At 64.6% G+C, this 22,274-nt stretch carries 17 protein-coding genes and 2 CRISPR repeat arrays; of the genes, 8 read left to right on the plus strand and 9 right to left on the minus strand.

What is annotated here, in order from left to right; translation table 11 throughout:
• Positions 1-3: 3 nt before the first annotated feature.
• Positions 4-705, minus strand: a complete 702-nt coding sequence (locus ACQP2D_RS22920; protein ID WP_433677957.1) for a Crp/Fnr family transcriptional regulator — start codon at positions 703-705, stop codon at positions 4-6.
• A gap of 303 nt (positions 706-1,008) precedes the next feature.
• A CRISPR array of direct repeats spans positions 1,009-1,976; the repeat unit is 30 nt; unit sequence GTCCTCATCGCCCCTGCGAGGGTTGGCAAC.
• 254 nt (positions 1,977-2,230) lie between these two features.
• On the opposite strand from ACQP2D_RS22920, the gene ACQP2D_RS22925 reads away from it, so the two are divergent.
• The 8 genes from ACQP2D_RS22925 to cas2 are packed head-to-tail and all read left to right on the plus strand — an operon-like array spanning position 2,231 to position 10,149.
• On the plus strand, positions 2,231-2,917 hold the full coding sequence (locus tag ACQP2D_RS22925; protein WP_433677958.1) for a CRISPR-associated endoribonuclease Cas6: 687 nt from the start codon (positions 2,231-2,233) through the stop codon (positions 2,915-2,917).
• Between the two features lie 29 nt (positions 2,918-2,946).
• Positions 2,947-4,311 (plus strand): hypothetical protein, encoded by a 1,365-nt coding sequence (locus ACQP2D_RS22930; RefSeq protein ID WP_433677959.1) that lies wholly within the window; start codon positions 2,947-2,949, stop codon positions 4,309-4,311.
• A complete protein-coding gene (gene cas7i, locus ACQP2D_RS22935; RefSeq protein WP_433677960.1) occupies positions 4,308-5,360 on the plus strand; it encodes a type I-B CRISPR-associated protein Cas7/Cst2/DevR in 1,053 nt (350 codons plus the stop codon). Before ACQP2D_RS22930 ends, cas7i begins: the two co-directional genes overlap by 4 nt.
• On the plus strand, positions 5,357-6,025 hold the full coding sequence (cas5, locus tag ACQP2D_RS22940; RefSeq protein ID WP_433677961.1) for a CRISPR-associated protein Cas5: 669 nt from the start codon (positions 5,357-5,359) through the stop codon (positions 6,023-6,025). Before cas7i ends, cas5 begins: the two co-directional genes overlap by 4 nt.
• Before the next feature lie 2 nt (positions 6,026-6,027).
• Positions 6,028-8,400, plus strand: a complete 2,373-nt coding sequence (cas3, locus tag ACQP2D_RS22945) for a CRISPR-associated helicase Cas3' (protein ID WP_433677962.1) — start codon at positions 6,028-6,030, stop codon at positions 8,398-8,400.
• Between the two features lie 3 nt (positions 8,401-8,403).
• Positions 8,404-8,901: a CRISPR-associated protein Cas4 gene (locus tag ACQP2D_RS22950; protein WP_433677963.1), complete on the plus strand. Its 498-nt coding sequence runs from the start codon at positions 8,404-8,406 to the stop codon at positions 8,899-8,901.
• Positions 8,902-9,882: a type I-B CRISPR-associated endonuclease Cas1b gene (gene cas1b / locus ACQP2D_RS22955; protein WP_433677964.1), complete on the plus strand. Its 981-nt coding sequence runs from the start codon at positions 8,902-8,904 to the stop codon at positions 9,880-9,882. It abuts the gene before it with no gap.
• Between the two features lie 3 nt (positions 9,883-9,885).
• Complete coding sequence (gene cas2 / locus ACQP2D_RS22960; protein ID WP_433677965.1) at positions 9,886-10,149, plus strand: CRISPR-associated endonuclease Cas2; 264 nt, start codon at positions 9,886-9,888, stop codon at positions 10,147-10,149.
• A gap of 112 nt (positions 10,150-10,261) precedes the next feature.
• A CRISPR array of direct repeats spans positions 10,262-12,670; the repeat unit is 30 nt; unit sequence GTCCTCATCGCCCCTGCGAGGGTTGGCAAC.
• Positions 12,671-12,946: 276 nt separating this feature from the next.
• Here the strand turns inward: cas2 and ACQP2D_RS22965 are convergent.
• The 8 genes from ACQP2D_RS22965 to ACQP2D_RS23000 all read right to left on the minus strand — a co-directional run bounded on the left by ACQP2D_RS22965 (position 12,947) and on the right by ACQP2D_RS23000 (position 22,265).
• Entirely contained in the window at positions 12,947-13,273 is a 327-nt protein-coding gene (locus tag ACQP2D_RS22965) for an LtfC-like domain-containing protein (protein WP_433677966.1), read from the minus strand.
• A 10-nt stretch (positions 13,274-13,283) separates the two neighbouring features.
• Entirely contained in the window at positions 13,284-14,081 is a 798-nt protein-coding gene (locus ACQP2D_RS22970; RefSeq protein WP_433677967.1) for a hypothetical protein, read from the minus strand.
• A gap of 304 nt (positions 14,082-14,385) precedes the next feature.
• Entirely contained in the window at positions 14,386-15,333 is a 948-nt protein-coding gene (locus ACQP2D_RS22975; RefSeq protein WP_433677968.1) for a hypothetical protein, read from the minus strand.
• An 82-nt stretch (positions 15,334-15,415) separates the two neighbouring features.
• Positions 15,416-16,009, minus strand: a complete 594-nt coding sequence (locus tag ACQP2D_RS22980; RefSeq protein ID WP_433677969.1) for a phage gene 29 protein family protein — start codon at positions 16,007-16,009, stop codon at positions 15,416-15,418.
• Positions 16,006-16,371 carry a hypothetical protein gene (locus tag ACQP2D_RS22985; RefSeq protein ID WP_433677970.1) on the minus strand — a complete coding sequence of 122 codons (366 nt, stop codon included), beginning with the start codon at positions 16,369-16,371 and terminating at the stop codon, positions 16,006-16,008. Before ACQP2D_RS22985 ends, ACQP2D_RS22980 begins: the two co-directional genes overlap by 4 nt.
• 28 nt (positions 16,372-16,399) lie before the next feature.
• Positions 16,400-17,773 (minus strand): hypothetical protein, encoded by a 1,374-nt coding sequence (locus ACQP2D_RS22990; protein ID WP_433677971.1) that lies wholly within the window; start codon positions 17,771-17,773, stop codon positions 16,400-16,402.
• Positions 17,758-18,687: a hypothetical protein gene (locus tag ACQP2D_RS22995; RefSeq protein WP_433677972.1), complete on the minus strand. Its 930-nt coding sequence runs from the start codon at positions 18,685-18,687 to the stop codon at positions 17,758-17,760. Before ACQP2D_RS22995 ends, ACQP2D_RS22990 begins: the two co-directional genes overlap by 16 nt.
• On the minus strand, positions 18,684-22,265 hold the full coding sequence (locus ACQP2D_RS23000) for a transglycosylase SLT domain-containing protein (RefSeq protein WP_433677973.1): 3,582 nt from the start codon (positions 22,263-22,265) through the stop codon (positions 18,684-18,686). The genes ACQP2D_RS22995 and ACQP2D_RS23000 overlap by 4 nt, the downstream gene beginning before the upstream one ends.
• Positions 22,266-22,274 lie beyond the last annotated feature (9 nt).

Genomic DNA, 22,274 nt, shown 5'->3' on the forward strand with positions numbered 1-22,274 from the left:
AGTTCACAAATCGTCGGCGAAGCCGCGCAACTGCTCGAGGTCAGTGATCGTGACGGCGCGGTACGCCGTCTTCACCAATCCTTTCGCGCGCAACTGCCGCATAGCCGAGGTGATGGTGTCCTCGCGGGCTCCGATGAGCGCGCCAAGTTCGGTCTGTGAAAGCCGTACTCCGAGTTCGTATCCGCCCGCAACCGCGCTGCCGTGCCGTTCGGCCAGTTCGAGCAGAACCCGGGCCAATCGGATCGGTACCTCGTATCCAGCGAAGTCGAGGCGGCGGCGGTTTGCCCAGTCCAGCCGATCCGCGACCATCCGGCACAGTGCCTCCCATGCGTCAGCACGGGTATTGAGGAAATTGAGGAAGTCGCGGTGCGCGATGGTGTGTATCACCGTGTCGGTGCAGGTGGTCACAGTTGCCATCCGCGGCGTGCCGCGCAATGCCGCGAGTTCACCGACAACGTCGCCGCTGACCCTGATGCCGAGCAAGCCCTGCTGGCCGCTACGGGAGGCAGCGGTGATCTTCACGCACGCCGAACGGGCCGGATCATGAGAACGCAAGAGCAGAACATGGTTTCGCCCATCGCCCTGACTGATTAAAACCGTACCTGCTCGAATCCTCCGCGGATGCGCCAAACCGAGCAGATCCCGGCCTGATTCCACGGTCAACCGGGCCATCAACGTGCCAACGGGCCATGCCGAACCGGCCACGACTAACTCCTCCCCGACAACTCCCATCGTCGAGACCGCGGCCAACGGCTTCCTGGGTCCGCTCGATCGGAGTCACCCCGTCACACCGAGCGAACAGCATTGTCGCGGGCACCCTTATCGATGAAAGATACTGCAGATCAACAACATCGGAGCGACTTTCGGGCTAGCACCAGCCACGCTGGAGCCCGTGGGCAACTATCGATCAGCGACACGCCGCACTGATCTGCACTACCGGAGTTCCACTGCAAATCCAGCATCTGGCAGCCCCCGCCGAACCGGTCTAATCAGTGTCTTTACTCTGGGGTCCTCATCGCCCCTGCGAGGGTTGGCAACGCTTCATCTCACAGCTGGTCGACGCCGAACTCAAGGTCCTCATCGCCCCTGCGAGGGTTGGCAACGCGACAAAACCGGTCAGGCCGACGCCGAGGCCCAAGTCCTCATCGCCCCTGCGAGGGTTGGCAACGTGGTCACGGTCAGAATCGGGGCGGTGTCGGGGTCACGTCCTCATCGCCCCTGCGAGGGTTGGCAACGTCAAGCCGAGCATCGCCAACAGCTCAGCAGCCTCGTCCTCATCGCCCCTGCGAGGGTTGGCAACGTGCAGAACATGACGCAGTGCCGGTCGGTCGACACCGCGTCCTCATCGCCCCTGCGAGGGGTGGCAACTCGTAGTCAACGGCCATCGAAACGCTTCCCCCGCAGCTTGTCCTCATCGCCCCTGCGAGGGTTGACAGCTTGAAACCTCGGTTAGCCGTGGTGTTCGGCATGATCGCCGGTCCTCATCGCCCCTGCGAGGGTTGGCAACCGGTAGCGGGCCTGGTTGACCGCGACCGTGGCCAGCAAGTCCTCATCGCCCCTACGAGGGTTGGCAACGAGTAGGTGGCGGCCGCGACAGCGGTGTTGACCCGGTCCTCATCGCCCCTCCGAGGGTTGGCAACCCGTTGTGCACCAGGCGGGCGAACTCCTCGAGCATCGTCCTCATCGCCCCTGCGAGGGTTGGCAACCTGATCAACGCCGGGGTGCAAATCGCTACCTCCGCGGTCCTCATCGCCCCTGCGAGGGTTGGCAACATGATCGTGATCGCGCCCACGCCGCCGGAAGCGTTCGCGTCCTCATCGCCCCTGCGGGGGTTGACAACGCGCTGCGCCGTGTCGAGCCACCATGGTGCGTGCTGGTGGTCCTCATCGCCCTCGCGAGGGTTGGCAAGACGGTGGCATGCATCGCGTACAGGTCGACTGGGTCGAGTCCTCATCGCCCCTGCGAGGGTTGACAACGCGATCTCGGTGCGCCACTTATAGGTCTCCCATACCTGTCCTCATCGCCCTGCGAGGGTTGGCAATTCATCGCGCGCGATCCGTGCGGTGCCGGACTCCGATGTGGCGTGCGGGCACTAAACGAACTGCCGGTTGGTTATGGAATCGGCGGCGGTCTGTCGGTGGGTGCCGGTACGGTGGCCGATGCTGCGTCACGTTCAGGGGATGGAGGTTTCGTGAGGCTGAGAGTTGGGGTGTCGACGTCGGCGCGAGAAGTGCCGTGGGACAAGGTTCTTGAACCCGGCCGGGCGGTTTGCTACGGGTTGCTGACTGCTGCGGCGCCGGCGTTGGCGCGTCGTCTTCATGAGCATGGTTGGGGGCCTCATGGGATGGTGCCCTTCGGCTATTCCGGCCCGGTTTTCCCGCAGGCCGCCAAGCGGCGCGGCGTGTATGCCGCGGGCGGGCGTGGCTATCTCGAACTAGGTAGTCCCCTGCCCGAGGTGATCGCGGCGTGGTCGGTCGCGTTGTCCGGGCGGCAGCTGATCGATTGGGGCGGTGTCGCTTTGCGCGTTCATGAGATCGCGTTGGTGGAGACCGCCGCCGACGACGAAACGGCGCGGTTGCGGACGCGAACCCCGGTGGTGATGAAGGGTTCGGGTCGCGACGGCGATGGGGAGCGTACGACTCGGCAGGCGTGGGTGCTTCCCACGGAGCCGGAGTTTCATCACTACTTCGAGCAGAATTTGCGCCGGAAGGCCGAGACCTTGGATTTGGCACCGGAAGTGGCTCTGGAGCAGATCAGCTGGGTGGGCCCGAAGCGGTCATTCGCTGTGGGTGACGGCCTGAAACCGGGTGCGCCGGTCGAGGTGGTTCTTCGTGGAAAACCTGAAGTTCTCAATGTGATTCGTGATTGGGGGCTCGGGCAGGCGAACGCGGCAGGGTTCGGGTGGGTGGCGGCGTGAACACCGCACAGGTCCCGGCCGTCGCGGAGGTGCAGTTGACGGCGCACCCGCTGCAGCGGGTCGGTGCGTACGCGGTTGCCGCGCTGGCTGGGGTGAAGGATCGCCGCCGTTCGCCAGAGTCGTTGTCGGCTGAGGAAATCGAGGTAGCGCGTGACCGGATGACCGCGGATGTTGTGGCGACTGCGGAGTTGGTTGATACGAAGGCGCCACGGTCGTTCTGGCTGTCGGCGAGTTATCTATTGTGGCCGAACTCGAAGATGAATCCGACCAACCGCAAATCGCTGTCCATTGCGCAGCGGCGCGATCAGATCAAGCAGTGGCGTGAGTGCCCAACATCAGTCCTGGCGGTGCCGTGTGTGTTGTGCGGACAGGCTGCGTGTGGGTTCTACGGCAAGGTCGATATCCCGCTGGCGGCCAGTATCGAACACCGCAATACCACGGTTCCGGGTCATGATGGGATGGCGTTGTGTGTTGGCTGTTTGACCAGCTTTTACGCTCTTCCATACGGGTGTTCGATCCGCGGCGGCAAAGCAGCGGGGTTGCATAGCTGGGATGATGATGTGCTGGCCAAAATGACTGTCCGCCAGGTACTTCGAACACAGCAGCAAGCGCAACTGGCGAGCACCGACGCCAGCGCCGGTGCGTACTCCCGCGAAGTGGAAGCGCTACGAGCGCTGCGAACCTACGAGCATCGGATCCGCGCAGGAGTCGAGCTGTATGTGTTCAGCAACTCCAACAAGCAACAAACCCTTGATGTGCACAGCATCGAGCAGCCATTGGCCGAGTGGCTGCGCGCGACCCTGCAACCCGCCACGCTCGGTACCGGGTTCCGGTACCTGATTCGCGCTCACCACACGCCGAAGACTGCAGGTTCGGTCCGGTTGGCGTACAACGCTTTTCATCGTCCCGAACGTTTGGCGGGGACCGCGGTGTCGTATCTGGCTCGGCTCACCGACGCGCTGGGCGCGCCCGCGCCGGAAACGATCGAGCTCGCCGGTTTGTATCAGTCTTTCATCAGAGAGGTGCTCGACGTGCCGCAGCGCGAAGTCGATCAAATCGTCCAACTCGGTGACCGGATCGGGGAGTTGCTACGCAAGCACCCACAACGCGGCACCCTCAAGGAGTTCGAGCACGTCCACTCCGAACCGGTCAGGTTGCAGGCGTGGCTCAAACGTCAAGCCACCGCGTGGACGCTGAGCCACGACGTGTCCGAGGCACTGGTCACGACCGAGCAGTGGCGGTTGCTGTTCGAACCCGGTGACCGCGTCCGTTTCCATCGCGACCTGTTGTTCGTTTCGGTGCTTGAGCACTTAGCGAAGACCGGGTGGCTCGCAGGCACCCCAGCCGACCGCGACGACCAGGACGACACCATCCTTGTGGAGGAGAACCAATGAGCTACCTCGTGGGCAAGATCGCCCTGGACATCACCGCAGGCGCACCGAACAACGCACGCGGGGAAAACAACATCGGTGAAGTCAAACAGATGTGGGTCGGCCGCAACCGCCATCCGTATGTGTCGGCGCAGGCATTTCGCCGGTGGGTACGCGACAGCCTGCCCGCCGAGGTGGCAGTGTCGCCGGTGACACGGTCGGGTTCGAAAGCCAATCAGCAGGCCTACACCGCCGGGCGCCCGGACCTGTATCTCGACGACGATCTGTTCGGCTACATGGTCGCGTTGAAAGACGGTAGTTACCAACGGGATACGGTGCTTGCGACGGGCACGCTGGTGTCGGTGGTGCCGCGCAACCCGACACGGGATTTCGGGACCATGAGTCGCGGGTTCGGCCCGGATGAGAATCCGGTGATCCATGAGCACGAGCATTATTCGGCGGAACTGGCAGCCGATATCCTGGTCGACCTGCCCCGTGTCGGGGTTTTCCAGCTGCAGGGCAGTGGGCTGCGCCGCAACCTCACCGACACCGCAGCCCAGGAAGCCGAATCGGCAGGCGCGCAACGGACTACGTTCCGAGGGCTCGACAGCATCGGGCTGCCGATCGAGCAGCGCCGCCGCCGGGTCGCCGTGCTGTTGAATACGTTGGCCGAGGTACGCGGTGGCGCCAAACGTGCGCTGCACTACGGTGAACGATCCCCGGCGTTGGTGCTGCTGGCACCGCTCAAGGGCGGCAACAACCCCTTCACCCGGGTGCTGGCAGCTCGCGCGGTCCGTGAGGACCACGGCTATCCGCATCTGGAGACCGTGTTCGACGCAGAGGTGCTACGCCAGGAGATCGCTGCGTGGTCCGACGAACTCGACGGTCCGGTCCAGGTGGGTTGGGCACCAGGGTTCCTGGCCGATCAACGAGAGCGGGTACGCGACGAACTCGATGACCTGATCACGGCCGGAGATGTGATCATTGATCATCCACGGACTGTGTTGCGGGGCTTGGCCAAACGATTCGAAGCGGGCGAGCACGACGAATGGTTCGAGGACCCACTGCGGTGACCCGTGCGCTCGAGGTGACCGTCACCGCCGATGTGGTGTCGTTCCGGAACCCCTTGTATGCGGGGGTACAGGTCGGATTGCCATGTCCGCCGCCAGCGACCGTGGCCGGAATGTTGGCCGCCGTGGCCGGTGGCTGGGATCAGGTATCACCAAGCCTGCGCTTCGCTGCGGCGTTCACCGCTGAGGGAGAAGGTGTCGATCTGGAGACCTACCACCCTCTCGATGGCCGTGGCCGCCGCACATCCCCCACACCGAAGGATCGGGACTTCATGGCCCGAGCCGTGCTAAGGGTGTGGTTGGTCGATGATCTGGACTTCTGGGAGCGCGCACTGCGGCGGCCAGTGTGGCCGCTGCGGCTGGGGCGCAGCCAGGACCTTGCTGCCGCACGGTCCCGACAGGTCGAGCTGGTCGAGGGTGCGGGCCGCCAAGGATTCGCCATCGTTCCGGACTCGCTCACGCGGGCCGGGATGCTGCTGCGGTTGCCGACCGCGGTCAGCATCGATCGCGCCCGAACCCGTTGGGACGGTTACCGATACGCCGGTACCGGGTCCGATCAGGTTATCGACACCGGAGTGTGCACCTCGGTTTCGGAAGCCGATCCCACCGGTCAGGCGGTCGCGTTGATCGATGATGTACATCCCGCTTATTTCCGCAGCCGGGCATAGCGATGAGTGAGCTGCGAAGCCTGCGTGCAAAGAGCCCGCATTCCGGGTTCCCTGATGGGGAGGCATTGACCGATCACCTGTCCGCGACCCTGGTGAGCGCGCAACGGCTGCACGACCGTGTCGGCGCGTTGTCTGTTGTGCCCGAACGGTTTTGGACGTGGGTGAAAACAGCGGCGCTGTTGCATGATGCGGGCAAGGTGCCGCAGGGTTTTCAGTTGATGGTCGCCGCGCGTCGGGGGCCGGTCTGGGGGCAACGCCATGAGGTGTTCTCCCTCGGGTTCGTCGCGGACCTGCTGGCGTTGTGGCCGGACGGCGACCAGCTCTGGGTAGGTCTGGGAGTCCTGACCCACCACCGCCCATTGACCGGACCGGCCGGGCGGGCGATCTTCTCGACCTATCTCGATCCGGACCCGGTGAGCTTCGCGGCGCGGTTCGGAGACATCGACCCAACCGCGCAGGCTCAGCTACGGAACTGGTTAGCCCGGGTGCTGCACTCCACACATCTGGTCGCCGATATCCCTGATGCAGGAACCGATATCGCCAAAGTCGGCTGCGAATTGTTCGAAGCGCTGCGGGAGCAGTGGGACGAGGAGTACATCGACCCCCACCACTGCCTCACCGCAGTGCTGCTGCAAGGTGCTGTGACCTTCGCCGACCACGTGTCCTCAGCCCACGGACAGCTACTGACCGACCAACCCATCAACGCTGTGTTCGCACTCGGACTGGTCACCGGTATGGAGACCGCCGGAAAACCGATCCGTGAGCATCAGCGCGATGCTCACGCGGTCGTTGGGCACCTACTGCTGCGCACCCCGACTGGGTCGGGCAAGACCGAAGCCGCTCTGCTGTGGGCCGCGGCTCAGGTCGAACAGATCCGCACCGACCGCGGCGGCGAGCCGAGAGTGTTCTATCTGCTGCCGTATCTGGCCTCGATCAACGCGATGGTCGACCGGCTCGCACGCCTGCTCGGCGACAGCGACGCGGTCGGGGTCGTGCACTCCAAAGCAGCCTCCTACCACCTGAACCGATCACTGTGTGCCAGTGAGGATCTCGCCGACGCCGCCCAGCAAGCCGTCTCTCGAGCCGCAGCGACGCGATTGTTTCGTGAACTCGTCCGTGTCGGCACCCCGTACCAGCTGCTGCGGGGTGCGCTAGCCGGGCCTGCGTGTGCGTCCACACTCGTCGACGCCGCCAACTCGGTGTTCATCCTCGATGAACTACACGCCTACGAGCCTCAGCGGCTCGGCATGGTGCTGGCGATGACCAATTTCTGGACCCGCATCGGCGGACGAGTCGCCATCGTCTCGGCCACCCTGCCCCAACCGCTGATCACCCTGCTCAACGAGGCCACCGAACCAACCACACTCACACCGATCGACGCCGACAACCAGTCCTGGCCACGACGGCACCGACTGGCCCTACGCGAGACACACCTCACCGGCGAGCAAGCACTGACCGAGGTCGCGGCCAGACTCCACGACGGGCAATCGGTGCTCGTCGTCGCCAACAACGTCGCCCACGCACGCGAGATCCACACAGCCCTTGCCCCGATCGCACAGGGCCTGTACGGCGAAGATGCCGCGCTGCTGCTGCACTCCCGATTCAAAACTATGGACCGCGCCGCCATCGAAACCCGAATACGGCACCGATATGGCGCAGGTCTCCCTCATCAGCCGGGATTGGTGGTCGCGACGCAGGTTGTCGAAGTGTCTCTCGATGTGTCCTTCGACGCTCTGCACACCTCCGGGGCACCGTTGGAGGCATTGATCCAACGATTCGGTCGGATCAACCGCACCGGCAACCGTCCACCCTGCGACGTCGTCGTTCACGCCCCCAGCTACGGCACAAGGCGTGCGGGAGCCGACGAGTGGGCCGATGGTGTCTACGAGCGCGAACCCACCGAACTCACCATGGACATCCTCACCGCAAACGACGGCGCCGTCCTCGACGAACAAACCCTCGGGACCTGGCTCGACCAGCTCTACCAGACCGAATGGGGTCAGCGATGGACAGACCAGGTGCGCCACCATCGTAACCGGTTCGCCGAAGATTTCCTCAGCTTCTCACTCCCCTTCGACAACTCCCGTGCACAATTGGCCGATAAGTTCGACGAACTGTTCGATGGTGTCGAAGCCATCCTCGCCGAGGACCGCGACCACTATGCCGCCGCGCTCAACTCCGTCGATGACCCGCGCGCCGGTCGGCTACTCGGCAGTCAATACCTGATCCCGCTGCCCTACTACGGCCGCTACCTCGGCACATACGACCAACAACTGAAAGTTGTTGTGATCAACGCCGACTACAGCCCCACCAACGGGCTGGAACAAATACACCGCGAAACCCGCAACGACTACCAACTCGGCGAGGTCATCTAAGCGATGATCACCGCAGACGACATCGGCGGCGTCCACATCAAGTACCTCTACCACTGCCCACGACAACTATGGCTCTACACCCGCGGCGTTCGCCCTGAATCCCTCAGCGAGCGAGTACAACTCGGGCAAGCGATACACGACACCTCCTATCCCCGAAGTCATCCCATCGACCTGGGTGCAGCCAAGCTCGATCACCTCGACGGACACCACTGGGTACACGAGGTCAAATCGTCGAGCCACCCGACATCAGCCGACCGCGCCCAAGCCGTGCACTACTGCTACCGGCTAGACCAAATCGGGATCGACGTCCAGGGCGCGATCCTCAAATACCCCAAGGTGCGGCGCACCGTCCGAATCCTGTTCGGCCAGGTCGAAGCCGACGCAGCCGCTACCGACATCCGATCCGCACTGCAAGTCGTCACCGCAACCGACTCGCCTCCGCGACTTACGCAGTCAAAGTGCCACGGCTGCAGCTACTTCGAATACTGCTGGACCGAATAGATGCCTGCCGCAACACGAACCTACTGGCTCACAACGCCGTGCCGCATCCGCCGCAAGGACCAGTCACTGGTCATCGAACGCCTCGACAGCAAACCGATCCACATCCCGATCACCGACGTCGCCGATATCGTCGCCTGCGAATCAGTCGACCTCAATACCGCAGTGATCAGCCTGCTCAACACCCACCGCATCGACATCCACCTGCTGAGTCATTACGGCGATTACGCCGGATCGATTCTCACCGCGGAGACAAGCACTTCAGGACAAACCGTTCTCGCGCAGGCACAGCTTGCCAACGACACCACAGCCAGCCTCGATATCGCCCGACAGATCGTTCGAGCGACCGCATTCAACGTCCGCAGAGTGATCGACCGGCCACTGCTGGCTCATCCACTGCAAGTACTGGAATCGTCAGTGCGGCAGGCCGAGACCTGCGAACAGCTCATGGGCGCCGAAGGCACCTTCCGCCGTAGTGCATGGGAAGTCCTCGATACCCGTTTGCCCGACTGGTTACAGCTGAAGGGCCGGACCCGACGCCCACCGCGCAACGCCGGTAACGCCTTCATCAGCTACGTCAACGGCATCACCTATGCCCGCACGCTGACCGCGATACGACTGACGCCGTTGCACAGCGGTATCGCTTTCCTGCACAGCAGCATGCAGCGTCAACGTCACTCACTGGCCCTCGACCTCGCGGAAGTCTTCAAACCGCTATTCGCCGAACGACTCCTGTTGCGCTTGGCCACCCGCGGCCAGCTGACATCACACCACTTCGACAGCGCAGTCGACCAGACGGCATTGAGCGATGCCGGACGAAAACTCATCGTGCAGACCGTCCGGGACGAACTCGGCACCACCGTCCAACATCGAAGCCTCAACCGCAAGGTCGCCTACGACGAATTGATCTACCTCGAAGCACTCAAACTCACCCGCACCGCACTCGAACACACCCCGTACACACCATTCCGGATCTGGTGGTGAAACATGTACGTGGTAGTGGTCTACGACACCGCAGCCGAACGGAATCCCATGATCCTCAAAACATGTCGACGATACCTGCACCATGTGCAACGCAGCGTGTTCGAAGGATCTCTCAGCGCCGCTCAATACCGCCGCTTCAAAACCGCCGTCGAAACCGCGATCGACCCCAGCCACGACAGCGTTCTGATCTACACCTACCCACCGGGCACAGCCCCGCATCGTGAATCATGGGGCATCGAGCAGCCAGCACCCTCCACAATTCTCTGACCAAGATCATTACAGCGACACGCCGATCACCTGTGCACAACCGAGGGTCCGCTGACCCAACGACTTCAGCACACCCACAATTTGGACCGACCACCAGCGGTTTTACCTTGGGGTCCTCATCGCCCCTGCGAGGGTTGGCAACCTCTGTGGTCGGACACCACCAACGCCACCCCGCTCACGTCCTCATCGCCCCTGCGAGGGTTGGCAACCGGGTGATTCGCGACGGCTCCCACACCACGAGCACAGTCCTCATCGCCCCTGCGAGGGTTGGCAACATGGTCTTCTGGTTGCGCGCCAGCCATGCACCGACCGGTCCTCATCGCCCCTGCGAGGGTTGGCAACAACAAGAAGGCCACCAGGCGGCGGCCGTAGCGTTTGCGTCCTCATCGCCCCTGCGAGGGTTGGCAACAATCGAATCCGGATAACCGACCCCAAAGGAAGCGCTTGTCCTCATCGCCCCTGCGAGGGTTGGCAACGCTACGCATCCGCGTTCATCCGTAACGAGTTTCCCGGGTCCTCATCGCCCCTGCGAGGGTTGGCAACCTGGCGTAGACAACGAATCTGGCTGGTATCAGTTCGGGTCCTCATCGCCCCTGCGAGGGTTGGCAACCCGAGCGCTAGGTGGGCCATCTTGCGCAAGTGACGCGTCCTCATCGCCCCTGCGAGGGTTGGCAACTACACCTGACCGGCTGCGGTAGGAGTACGGGCATCCGGTCCTCATCGCCCCTGCGAGGGTTGGCAACGTCCAGACGAGACGGGTCGCGCCGTTGTGGCCGTGTCCTCATCGCCCCTGCGAGGGTTGGCAACGCGTATATCGCCGCCGCAGCCGGATCCGGAGAAGTTCGCGTCCTCATCGCCCCTGCGAGGGTTGGCAACCCGACGCCGCCGCGTACGACGCATCGCTGACCGGTCCTCATCGCCCCTGCGAGGGTTGGCAACACCAAGGCGCGTGCGGCTTCGCGGTGAGACCGGAAGTCCTCATCGCCCCTGCGAGGGTTGGCAACTCAAAGCCTATGCCGCGGCCAAGTTGCCGGCCCCGTGTCCTCATCGCCCCTGCGAGGGTTGGCAACCACGACTGAGCTGATCGCCGAGCGTCAGGCCCGCGTCCTCATCGCCCCTGCGAGGGTTGGCAACTTGTGGACACCAAAGCGCGTTGCACGGATTCGAGCGGTCCTCATCGCCCCTGCGAGGGTTGGCAACAGGCGATCGTCGCCAGCGTGGAGGCGGCCGAATGACGTCCTCATCGCCCCTGCGAGGGTTGGCAACGCATACGTGTAGACGCCAGCGCTGGTAAAAGTCCGGGTCCTCATCGCCCCTGCGAGGGTTGGCAACGCGTCGCGGTCCACCAGGACGTGCTGGGCGAGCCGTGTCCTCATCGCCCCTGCAAGGGTTGGCAACACGTACTCGCGGGGCGGGTCGAACATCTCCCGGAATGCCTGTCCTCATCGCCCCTGCGAGGGTTGGCAACCCGATACCGGACATGGGATTCGGTACGCCGACAATGAGGTCCTCATCGCCCCTGCGAGGGTTGGCAACTCGTAGAGCGCGAGGTTGTGCGCGATCCACCGCGTCCTCATCGCCCCTGCGAGGGTTGGCAACACTGACATAGACGTGCACGACGGCGGCGCCCTGGCGTCCTCATCGCCCCTGCGAGGGTTGGCAACGCCTTGTCTGTGCGCAGGGTCGAGAACGCGGCCCGGATGTCCTCATCGCCCCTGCGAGGGTTGGCAACGCGGAGATGCGCAGCGCGGGCGTGGTCAGTGCTGGGGTCCTCATCGCCCCTGCGAGGGTTGGCAACATGGACTTCCAGAGAGGTGGCGGCCACACCCGCCGGTCCTTATCGCCCCTGCGAGGGTTGGCAACTGGTACACGGTTGGCGCGGTTGGCATGTGTTTCAGGTCCTCATCGCCCCTGCGAGGGTTGGCAACAATCTACGTTGCCGTTCGAGAAAAGCGGATACTACTTGTCCTCATCGCCCCTGCGAGGGTTGGCAACACAGGTCCGCCGCCCTGGGTGAGCGCCACCGTGCGGGTCCTCATCGCCCCTGCGAGGGTTGGCAACTGCAGTGCCGCTATGCGCCGGTCGTAGGCGTCGCGTCCTCATCGCCCCTGCGAGGGTTGGCAACAGGCCGTGGCAGCACTGGTCGAGGCCTATCACCGTGTCCTCATCGCCCCTGCGAGGGTTGGCAACGCGATCTGCCGATCGATCTCGGAGATCTCGGCGCGGGTCCTCATCGCCCCTGCGAGGGTTGGCAACTCGTGACGCCGCTGTGGATCGACCTGACCAACCTGTCCTCATCGCCCCTGCGAGGGTTGGCAACGCGATGACCAGCGGAACGGTTTCCTCGGTCGGTGGCGCGTCCTCATCGCCCCTGCGAGGGTTGGCAACGCGACAGTGCCGAAGCCCATGCCAACCTGCTGCTGCATGTCCTTATCGCCCCTGCGAGGGTTGGCAACGCATTCCAGACTCACCGAATGCAAGCGCTCGGCGGGTGGTGATCGCCCCTGCGAGGGATGGCATGGTGGCGGAGCTGGCTGTCACTGCCGACAGCGACATCCCCTGCGCCGCTCGATATGTTGGCGTCCGGAAGTGCGCCCCGTATCACCGTTGTCTCCGGAGCGGTGGTGATCAGCGATGGGGCAGAGGGTAGATCCGGGCGCAGGGCTGGAACAGTAGGTGCGGCGGCGCGAATAGTTCGGTCGGTCAAGGACATCGATCTTTCCCGGTCTTGCCCACGACAATGGCTGGAGCCGAATCCGGTCGGTGACCTCAGCCGAACGCCATGGAGGGTGGGCTTCTAGTGCTCGCGGAGGATTGGTCCGCGGAACCAGCAGTAGGGCAGCCGAGTGCCCGGGTAATTGAGGTAGAGGTTGTAGCTGGCACGGGCTCGGCTACCAATTACTTCGGTGTGGTCTGGGTCAATCTGGTATTCCACGCCGTTTGGACTGATGGTGGTGGCATTCCAGGTGGTGAGGAGTTCGTCGTCGGTGTTGTAGATGTCGATCCAGGACGTTGTGCCCTCGGACAGCAGGGTATTGGAGGTCTCGAAGCGTTGGGTGAATGCGGCACCGCGGCTGAGGATCAGAGTGTATCTGTGGGGGCGGTAGCCGATGTAGTCGGGCAATGGTGTGCTCCTATCCGAGGAGGAGCCAGGGCCACCAGTGGTTAGTGCCGCAGTTGGCGGCGCTGATAAATGGTGGTGGGGCACCATAGCCGGGTCCTTCGCCGCCGCCGTTGGTGCCGCGGCTCCAGTAGTAGGGCTGGCGGGGTTCGGTTCCCCAGGGTTGGTTGATGACCCAGCGGGCTACGGTGGCGAGTTTGTATCCGATGCCGATGTAGTTGGCGAGGAATCCGACGCCGTAGATGTCACCTTGGCGGGCCTGGATGGTGGGGATGTCGAAGCGGTATTGGGTGGAAGCGGCGTTGAGGACACTCTTGACGTCGCCGCTGTCCCAGATCAGCGTCAGGTCGCCGCTGTTCTGATCGAGGCTGTATATGACGACGAACGCGTTGTTGATGAATGACCATCCGGCGGGGCCGATGATGAGTCCGACTTGCCGGTATTCGCGGTCACGAGTGGTGCGGATCATGCCGATTTCGATTGCGCCGGTGGCGGGTTGGTAGAACGGTGGCTCGTTGAGAACGCCGTTCCCGTCGGGTTGTCGGGCAAGGAGGGCGAGGGGGAAGGTGGTGTCGTCGGTGGCGGTGAGGTTGGCCCATAGTGGGATGTCGGTGGGGATTTCGTCGTAGGTAGGGCGTTGTTGGATGGGTTGGCGAACCTCGCGGCGGTGAACATCCTGTGCGCTGGTGAACGCTCCGATGACGCCGGAGCGGATGGCGGCTTTGGCGTCTTCGGGTGATTGGTCTTGGAAACGCCGAAACGCCCCGAGGTTCCAGGATCCCTCGGGGGTCGGCTTGTCTGGAGTAGTCACCAGTCGCAGTCACAGTTCGTTCTCGAGCCACGCCGGGATCGGTCGGGGTATCCGGTGGTTCCACGCCGGGCACATGCTGGCGCAGTTGGGCGGTGAGTTCGTCGCTGTGGCGCAGCAACTGCCGGATTAACCGCAGCGCGTCACGGAATCGCTCGCCGTCGCTGCGGGATTGGCGTTCGAGCTCGGTGACCCGGGTGCGGAGCTTGCGGACCTCCCCGGCTTGGCGGGCGGTGACGGCGCCGATCACGGTGGCGACCGCGACGCCGAGGGCTTGGATGAGGTCTGCGGTGAGCCATCCCATCGGCTATTGGTTGCGGTGACGCCCGATAGACGGGTCGGTGTCGAGGTGTTCGAGGACGGTCTGGATCTTGTCCTGGAGCTCGCCGAGCACGGTGGTGACGGTGTCGATCTTGTCGTGTGCGGCCGCGACCGAGTCGACCACCGATTTGCCGTCGAGCTGGGGCCATCCGGTGGGGTTCAGGTCGGGGCCGGATTGGCGGCGCGAGTCTGGTCCGGCGAGTTGGTCGACGACCCAGGATGCGTGTAGGTCGATGCTGGCCAGTAGTTCGCCGACGGTGACTTCGTTGCCGTCTTTGTTGGTGATCATGTCGGTGAGCTGCATATCGGGTTCCTTCCTGAACAGGCGTGCGAGTTGGTCTCGCTCGCCGCGGATCGCGTTGACGTCGATGAGTTGGCCGCCGATGGTGGCGGTGGCCGAGAACTGGAGGATGGCGATGTCTTTGCCGCCCATCGGTTTCCATCCGGAGTGGTCATCTCCGGGGTAAAGCTGAGCGGCGGTGCCGGTGCCATCGACGTAGGAGGAGTTCCAGATCGGCACCGGCAATTCGGTGAGGTCGGGTGAGCCCATGTGGTCGCGCCAGTACCAGCGCGGCAGATACACCGGCAGCAACTCGAACCCGCGAGCGGCGAGTGCTTCCGCTCGCGCGAGGAGATCTGCGAGGGTTGGCGTGCCGGTGAGGTCTTCGTAGTCGATCTGGATCCGCACCGACGTGTCGGCGTATGTGGCGACCGCGTCGGCCTCGAATCCGGGGTCAGTGCCCAGGCGGGAGTAGACGTAGCCGCCCCAGAATTCGAAGTGAGCGGGCATCTGTTCGCGGGCTCGCGGCCAGAAGGGGTCCTGCCAAGTTCCCTCGCAGATCTTGTGGGTCGCATATGTCATGCCTTCGGCAGCCGCGCGGGCGAAGTCGAATGCGCCTTGGTGGTTGCTGATATCGATGCCGAATTCGGTCACTCGGCGCTCCTTTCGATCGGAGTTGGGCCGCGCCGGATGGACAGTGGCGAGGGGATCGAGGGACTTGGCGTGGAGTCCCGTGTCAGGCGCGCTGGTAGCGGGACAGGATCGCCGGGCGGGCTTTGCCGAGATGGGCTTCGATGGCCAGGACCCGGTCGCGTTCGTCGGGGTCGGCGCGGCGCAGGTAGGCCAGGACGGCTTTGACGCTGCGGCGGGTCGGATCGAACAGTGGTGGTGGGTCGTTGGATGCCGATGCCTCGTCGGACACTGCCGTGGTGACCGGCAGCATCGGTGCGGGCGGCTCGTCGGGAACGGTGCCGGTCAGCCCGAGCGCGGCCGCCAGTTGCTGACGCTGGCGCAGCGGCAGCTCGGCCACGAACTGTCGGACATCGAAGACGTCTTCGGGGTCGGGGTCCTCGATATCGGCCCAGGTGCCGGGCGAGACCAGCCAGTGTGGGTCACCGGCACGTGGCGGCCGGTATTTGATGACGGGATCCTCGACTGGGCGAGCGCCGCAGTCCCACAATCGGCGTGAGACTGCCCGCAGGTGCTGGATCGGCAGCATCAGGGGCGCGCCCTTGAGTCCGGGTAGTCCGACGAGCATCCACAGGAACGCTTCTTCGGGATCGGTGGGGTCGCAGTTGTCGCGGGTGGGGAATTGTCCGTCCGAACTCAAGCCAGCACCCCCAGTTCATGTACGCCAGCGACGAGATCGGAGACCATGTCCAAGGTCCGTTGGCCGCGGTCCTTGTTACCAGTGGGGTCGCCGATGACAGGTCGCCATTCGGGGAATTGGTCGCGGTCCCAGGCGAGGGTGAGTTCGCGGACGCGGTCGATGCGGATGGTGGAGGTGTCATCACCTGGCGCGGTGGCGCCGATACGGTCGCCGAGGAACCAGTGCCCGTCTTCACCGATGACATACGGTGCGCCATCGCGAACGGTGATTTCGTGGGAGAACCAGGATCTGGTGTCGTGGAAGCCCTTGCGTAGGGCCATCATCGCCGCGATGGTGTAGGCACGCCCGGGCGAGTCGGCCATGTACTCGAAGAACCGAGACCATCCCGAATTATGTTCTCGTGCGGCTGATTTGACTGCGTGCCAGGCGAGCAGTGTCCCTTGGTAGAGGGGGCGGAGGATGGCGTCGGTGGCTCCGCCGACCGGGGGCAGCACTATTGCGGCGGCGAGGAGATCGCCGGCCATCTGGACCCCGGCGGAGATGGTTTCGTCGGCAGGTTCGAGTTGTGGGTGCCCCACCCCAGTCAGGGGGTGGGGCACCCACAACCCCCGGCATCGAGGATCCTCCGGTCACGACCTGCACTGCGGTGGAGGCGGTCTCGGTGAACTTGGATGTCTCGATGCCGGTGTCGGGGCCGTCGAAGTACACCGCGAACGGCGTGCTCACCTGTGTGCGGCGCACGCCGGGAATCAAATAGTCGGCGGGAATGACCGGGTCGGTGATCGCTTCCTCGACACTGTCGATGAAATCCTCACTGAACTTGGCCACGGTGCGCGCCAGGCCGTCGAAGGGGTTGCCGCCGTTGCTGGTGTCGCTGTAGTAGCCGGAGGTGTTCACGATGTCGATGACGAGCACCCCGTGGCGCAGCTGTGGTGCGTCGGGCCATGGGGGTGGGTCGCCTTCGAGCCAGCGGCGGCAGCGTACTGATAGTTCGGCGTCTTCGAGGATGTCGCGGGCCATGTCGTGCCAGTACTTGAACCGCGAATGCGGTGTCGCCCAGAGTGTTCCGGCGGCGAGGTCTTCGGCGAAGCTGGTCGGGGCGACGACGACCGACCATTGCGACATGTCCAGCCCGACCGCGCCCAGCCAGGAGGCTGGATCGAGGGGATCATCGGGCAGCTGCCATCCGTGCTGCTGCACCTGCTCACGCAGAACGTTCAGGAACAGCGGCAGCTTCAATGCCCACCGCGCTGGACCAGGGACAGGCCCGAACACGCGAGGGATCTGAACTGAGGCGTCGAAGAAGGGGTTTGCCCAGATCAGGTAGTGCTTGAGGTGCTGAAAATCGTGGACGAACCGTAGCGTCAGGACTTGGGTGCCGTCGGCGCGTCGTTCGATGGAGTGGTCGTGCAGACGCCCGGACCACCGGGAGCCCGGGGCCTTGTCGCAGGTGATGTGGATGTTGCGGCCCTCACCGGCATCGACGCGAGCGCGGGTGCGCCACACCCACCTGGCTAGCGGGTCATCGAGGGGGATTTCGACCAGCGCGGTGCCGGTGTCGTTGTCGATCCAGGTGAATTCGGCGCGGTATTCCGAGCAGACGAGCCCGGCCAGACGCCAATGCCCGTCCCACAACCGCACCAACGGCTGCGACCGGCGTTCCTGGTCGTCGGCGCGTTCGGCGGCGAGGGTGGCTTCCCAGATGGCCTCGCACTGCTCAGCTAGGGACATCGAGTCGAGGTCGACGCTCACCGCAGCCCCCATGCCCGGCTCCACAGGCGCGGCTGGTGCAACTCCGCCCGCGCACCACCGGTCGGGGCGTCTTCGACGCTGATCGGCAGCAAGGTCGGTGGGGTGCGCGGCGGGATGCGGTGCATGAAGTGCAGCCCGCCGAGGCGGCCGACGAGGTTGGTGCCGTTGAGGTCTCGCACATACAGACGTGCGGGGTCTAGGTCGATGCGGGCACCGCCTTCGCGATCGCCGAGCATCGGCAGGGTGATCATGCGGTTGGCGTAGGGGCCGCCCGGTGCGCGCTGGTACTTCTTACCGCGCCAGGACACGTCCGGGACTCGCCACCGGCCGCGGGTGAGCACCCACTTCTGCGCCATCTCGAGATCAGTGGGGTTGGACACCTCGATAAACCCCTCACTCGCCCCTTCCCCGGTTTCCCAGAAAGTGACCTTCGCGGGTTCCTCCCACATCGGTTGCGCGGCCGTGACAGCCATCGGCACCACCGACTTCCGCAACAGGTGCGGGTCACGTTCGGACTCGAACTCGATACTTCTATCGAGGGCCAGCCAGAGCCAGCGGGTGGAGCGGTCGGTGCTGATCTGCATTTTCGTGAGCGTGGCGTCGGGGTCCCAGGCGTCGAGTTCGTAGTCCCAGGCGTTGCGCCACCTCGAGTCGCGTTGTTCCCATTCCTCGGGGTCGGTGCCGTGGATGTTGACCGCGAAGGTGATATCCCGCTTGAGATAGCGTTTGCCCTGGTAGGTCGCGCCACGTTGGTAGACCGAGGATTTGTAGGAAGTGGTGACCGGTGCATCGTTGATGCCCTTCGGGCTGGTGGCCATGGTGATGACGTCGCGGTCGGCGTCGGGGCCGTTGATGATCCAGTGCGAGTCGTCGACGCCGAAGACCTCGACAGCGACCGAATCGGGGTGCACCACAGGTGATGTCACCTCCTGGCCGTGTGCTGAAGCGCGCGTAGGTCCGCGATCTGCAGGGCACGCCGGTAACCTTCGTCCACGTCGCGGGTCTGCACGGTGATGTGGGTGGAGTTGTCGATGTTCGATACCGGCGCGGCAGCGGCGGGGGTGAGGGTTGGTGCCGGTGGCGGCGCGACCTGGTTCATCAACGCTTGGTAGTCGGCGGCCCCGGCCGCGCGGGCGGCCTTGGTGGCCTCGAACACCTCGTAGGCGCGGCCGTAGTCATCCAGCGCCCGGACCCGATCCGAATTCAGCAGGTTCGGAGCGCCGATCACCGACAGCGCGTCATCGACCTGGCTGTCGAGGAAGCTCTTGCCCGCGCTGGTGAACGCGTCGGATGCCTTCTGTCCCAGCGATTCCCACGTATCCAGCCCCAGACCCTTGCGGGCCGGATCGGCCAATCCCGGTTGTTGTTGGCCCGGCACGGGGAGGGCGAGGGAATCGATCAGCTCACGGAACCAGCGCCATTCCTCATTGGTGAGGACCGCTTCGGGCTTGCCCGACATATTCCAGCCGAGGGTGCCGGGTTCCCACATGCCGCCGGTGTCGTAACCATGGCCGTGTCCCCACATGGCCGATAGGTCCATGCCGTAGCGGGACTTGTAGTAGCGCAGGGCGGCGACCATGTTCGCGAACGGATCACGCCGATCGTTTGGCAAGCTCGGGTCACGATGTGCGGCAAAGGTTCCCGGAATGATCTGCAACAACCCAACACCCGCGGATTCACCGGTGCCATTGATGTCGACGATCTGCTGCGCGATATCGGGGTTGCCACCGGATTCGGACTGGATCTGCGACAGCATGATGTCGACCTGGCCAGGGTCGAAGCCCTCCCGTGTGAGGGCTTCGATGGCCATCGCCCGCCACCGCTGCACTGCCTCGCCCGGTGGGAGTGCGGCGCTGCGCGAACCGCTTCCGGCCGACACATTCGCTGTCCGACCGGCTATCACCTGTGTGGCGGAGTCGGTGACCTGTTGCAGGACCGCGCGGGGTAGTTGCCCGATCCCGCCTCCGAGGTCGGGGATCGCGTCGGCGAGGGCTTGGACTGGGGTGAGGAACAGCTCGGCGATCTTGCCGCGCAGTGCGCTGGTGACCGAGGCGAATCGGTCGCCCACCCAGTCGGCGACGGATCCGAACAGGCCGCCACCATCGCGGAACCGCGGTAGCCGCCCGGCCAGTGCGGCACCGCGCATGCGCAGCATCGCGCCGTGTCCACCCACAGCGTCGACTTCGTCGCCGGTCCACACGTGTTCGTCGCGCGACAGCAGGGCGGGCACTGAATCCGAGGTCCGTGATCCCGGCCCGGTGACCCTGCCCTGCGTGGTGGCAGGTCCACCAGTGGCGCGCTTGGCGAGCTCGATGAGTGGCACGTCCCCGGTCCACTCCGGCAGGGCCGGGATAACGGTGCGGATCGCGTTCCAGGCGTTGCGGAAGCCGCCGTTCACGACGTGCTCGATCACGAAGTTGATGGGTGTGGCCATCTTCTCGCGCAACCCGTCCCAGGCGTCCCCGATCCCGGAAACGATGCCCGCCACCCGAGTACGCAGGGCGTCGAGGGAGTCCCCGAACCCGGTCAGGTTCAACGAAGCACCCGACAGCGAGACCGGCAGGTGATCCTCAAGCCATTCGCGGATGCGCTCGAACGCCTCCGGCACTTCGCCCAGCTTCTCGATCAGAGTGAACAGTGCGCCCTGAAAGATGTTGATCCCAGAGATGTCTCGGATCAGATCCAAGAACTCATACAGTTTCTCGGCGGCACGTCCGATCCAGACCGCGAGGCCGGCGAGGTTGGTGACGGTGGTGCGGACGTCTTCCCAGAAGTCTTTCAGCGCCTGGCGGCCCTCGGGTGAGTTCAACCAGGTAGAGAACCGGTCGAGGTTGCGCACCAGGGAATCGATCATCGACTCCCCTGACGGCTCGGCGGTGGTGATCAGCCCGGCCAGGGCCTTGCCGATCGATTTCGCCAGCTCCCAAATACGGACCAACGCTTCGAGGGAATCTTTGAGGAAGTCCCTGAACTTCTGCTGCCCGTCACTGCTTTCAGCCCAGGCCCGGAAGCTGGCCATCGCCTCGGCGAAACTTTTGCTCGCATCCGGCAGGAACTCCGAGCCGACTCCAGCCAGGGACAACAGCCCCTGCACCAGGTCGTTGACCCCGTCGATCAGCGGGCCGATCGCGGCCTGGGCGTTGACGAAGATCTTCTCGAGTTTGTCCCCCGTCGCCGGGGTCGACAGATCATCGAGGACACGACGCAGGCCAGCGTTGATCGCGCCCGCGATACCCGCGAGACCGTCACGGACGCGGCCTAGTTGGGCATCGGCGAGGCGGACGACCGAATCGCCGAGGCCGTCGAACAGTGGCTGCTGCACCGCCATCCGGAACCCGGTCCAGGCGGTGCCGAGCCCGCGTATCTTGGTGACGAAATCCTGGGCTGCCGGGGACAGTTTCGCCATCGCCCGCTCGAATGCCTCCGTAGCAGACGACACTTGCGCGGTGGCGTCGGCGACTGCCGTTTGGGCGTCGGCGAGCTGGGTTTCGGCGCTGGCGAGGTTTTCGCGGGCGGTGACGACTTCGTCGCTGCCCTCGATGCCCTTGGCCTGGGCGTCGGCGAGTTGTTCGTCGATATCCCCGCGCCGCGCCCGCGTCTCCAGGAGATTTTGTTCGGCGTCGGCGATGCGCTGGTTGGCGCGCACATACTCGAGCGGATCGGTCGATTGCAGCTTGGCCAGATCGCGGCGCGCTTCAGCGATCGACAGCAGGGCGTCGCCTTCGTTGAGGGCGGCGCCGCGGGCTTGCAGTTCCAAGTCCCGCAACCGTTTCGACGCCTCGGCGTAGGCGGTGTTGAGTGCCTTACGTGCGGTCTCGACCGCTTTGGTGGCCTGCTGCTCGCTGCGCTGGGCGGCAGCGATCGCCTTCGTGCGGGTTTCGGCGTCTTGGCCCGCGGTCTCCGACATCTGCTTGGCGGCGGTGAACGCATCTCGGACACCAGTCACGCCGACAGCGATGGTCGCAATCCCCGCTGCCGCGGCCGCCGCGGCAGCGGGTAACAACCCGAGGGTGCCCGCGGCTTGTGCGGCAACCGCGACCAGGGGGAACAGCGACCCGAGGACCAGCCCGAGTACCGCCACCTTCAACGCACCAGCCGCCGCTGATGCCAGGGTCATCGCTGAGCCGAGCCGTCCCATCGACATCCCCGCCGGTCCCGTCGCGCCGCGCAGTTGTGCGAGTAGTTGCAGCAACAGCAGCAGCTGGGACTGGTCGATCTCGATGCGGACACGGATGACTCGGTTGCGGAACGGCGCCAACGCGGTATTCAACCGGGCGGCGAACCCGGTCAGATCCGGTTCCACCTGCACCTTCACGGTGCGGTTGCGCATCCGCGACAGCCGCGTCCGCAGCTCGGTGGTGAACCCGCTCAGATCCGGGATGACCTGCACCCCGAAGGTGGCGCGGATGCGCTGCAGTTCGGTGCGCAGGCTGGTGAGGAAGTCCCGCGCCAGCTCCGGGACAACGCTCAGGCGGGCTGAGCCTGCGGAATAGGACTGCGCCACCAGCTCACC

The sequence above is a fragment of the Nocardia sp. CA-119907 genome (assembly GCF_050955995.1).
Classification (GTDB): Bacteria; Actinomycetota; Actinomycetes; order Mycobacteriales; family Mycobacteriaceae; genus Nocardia.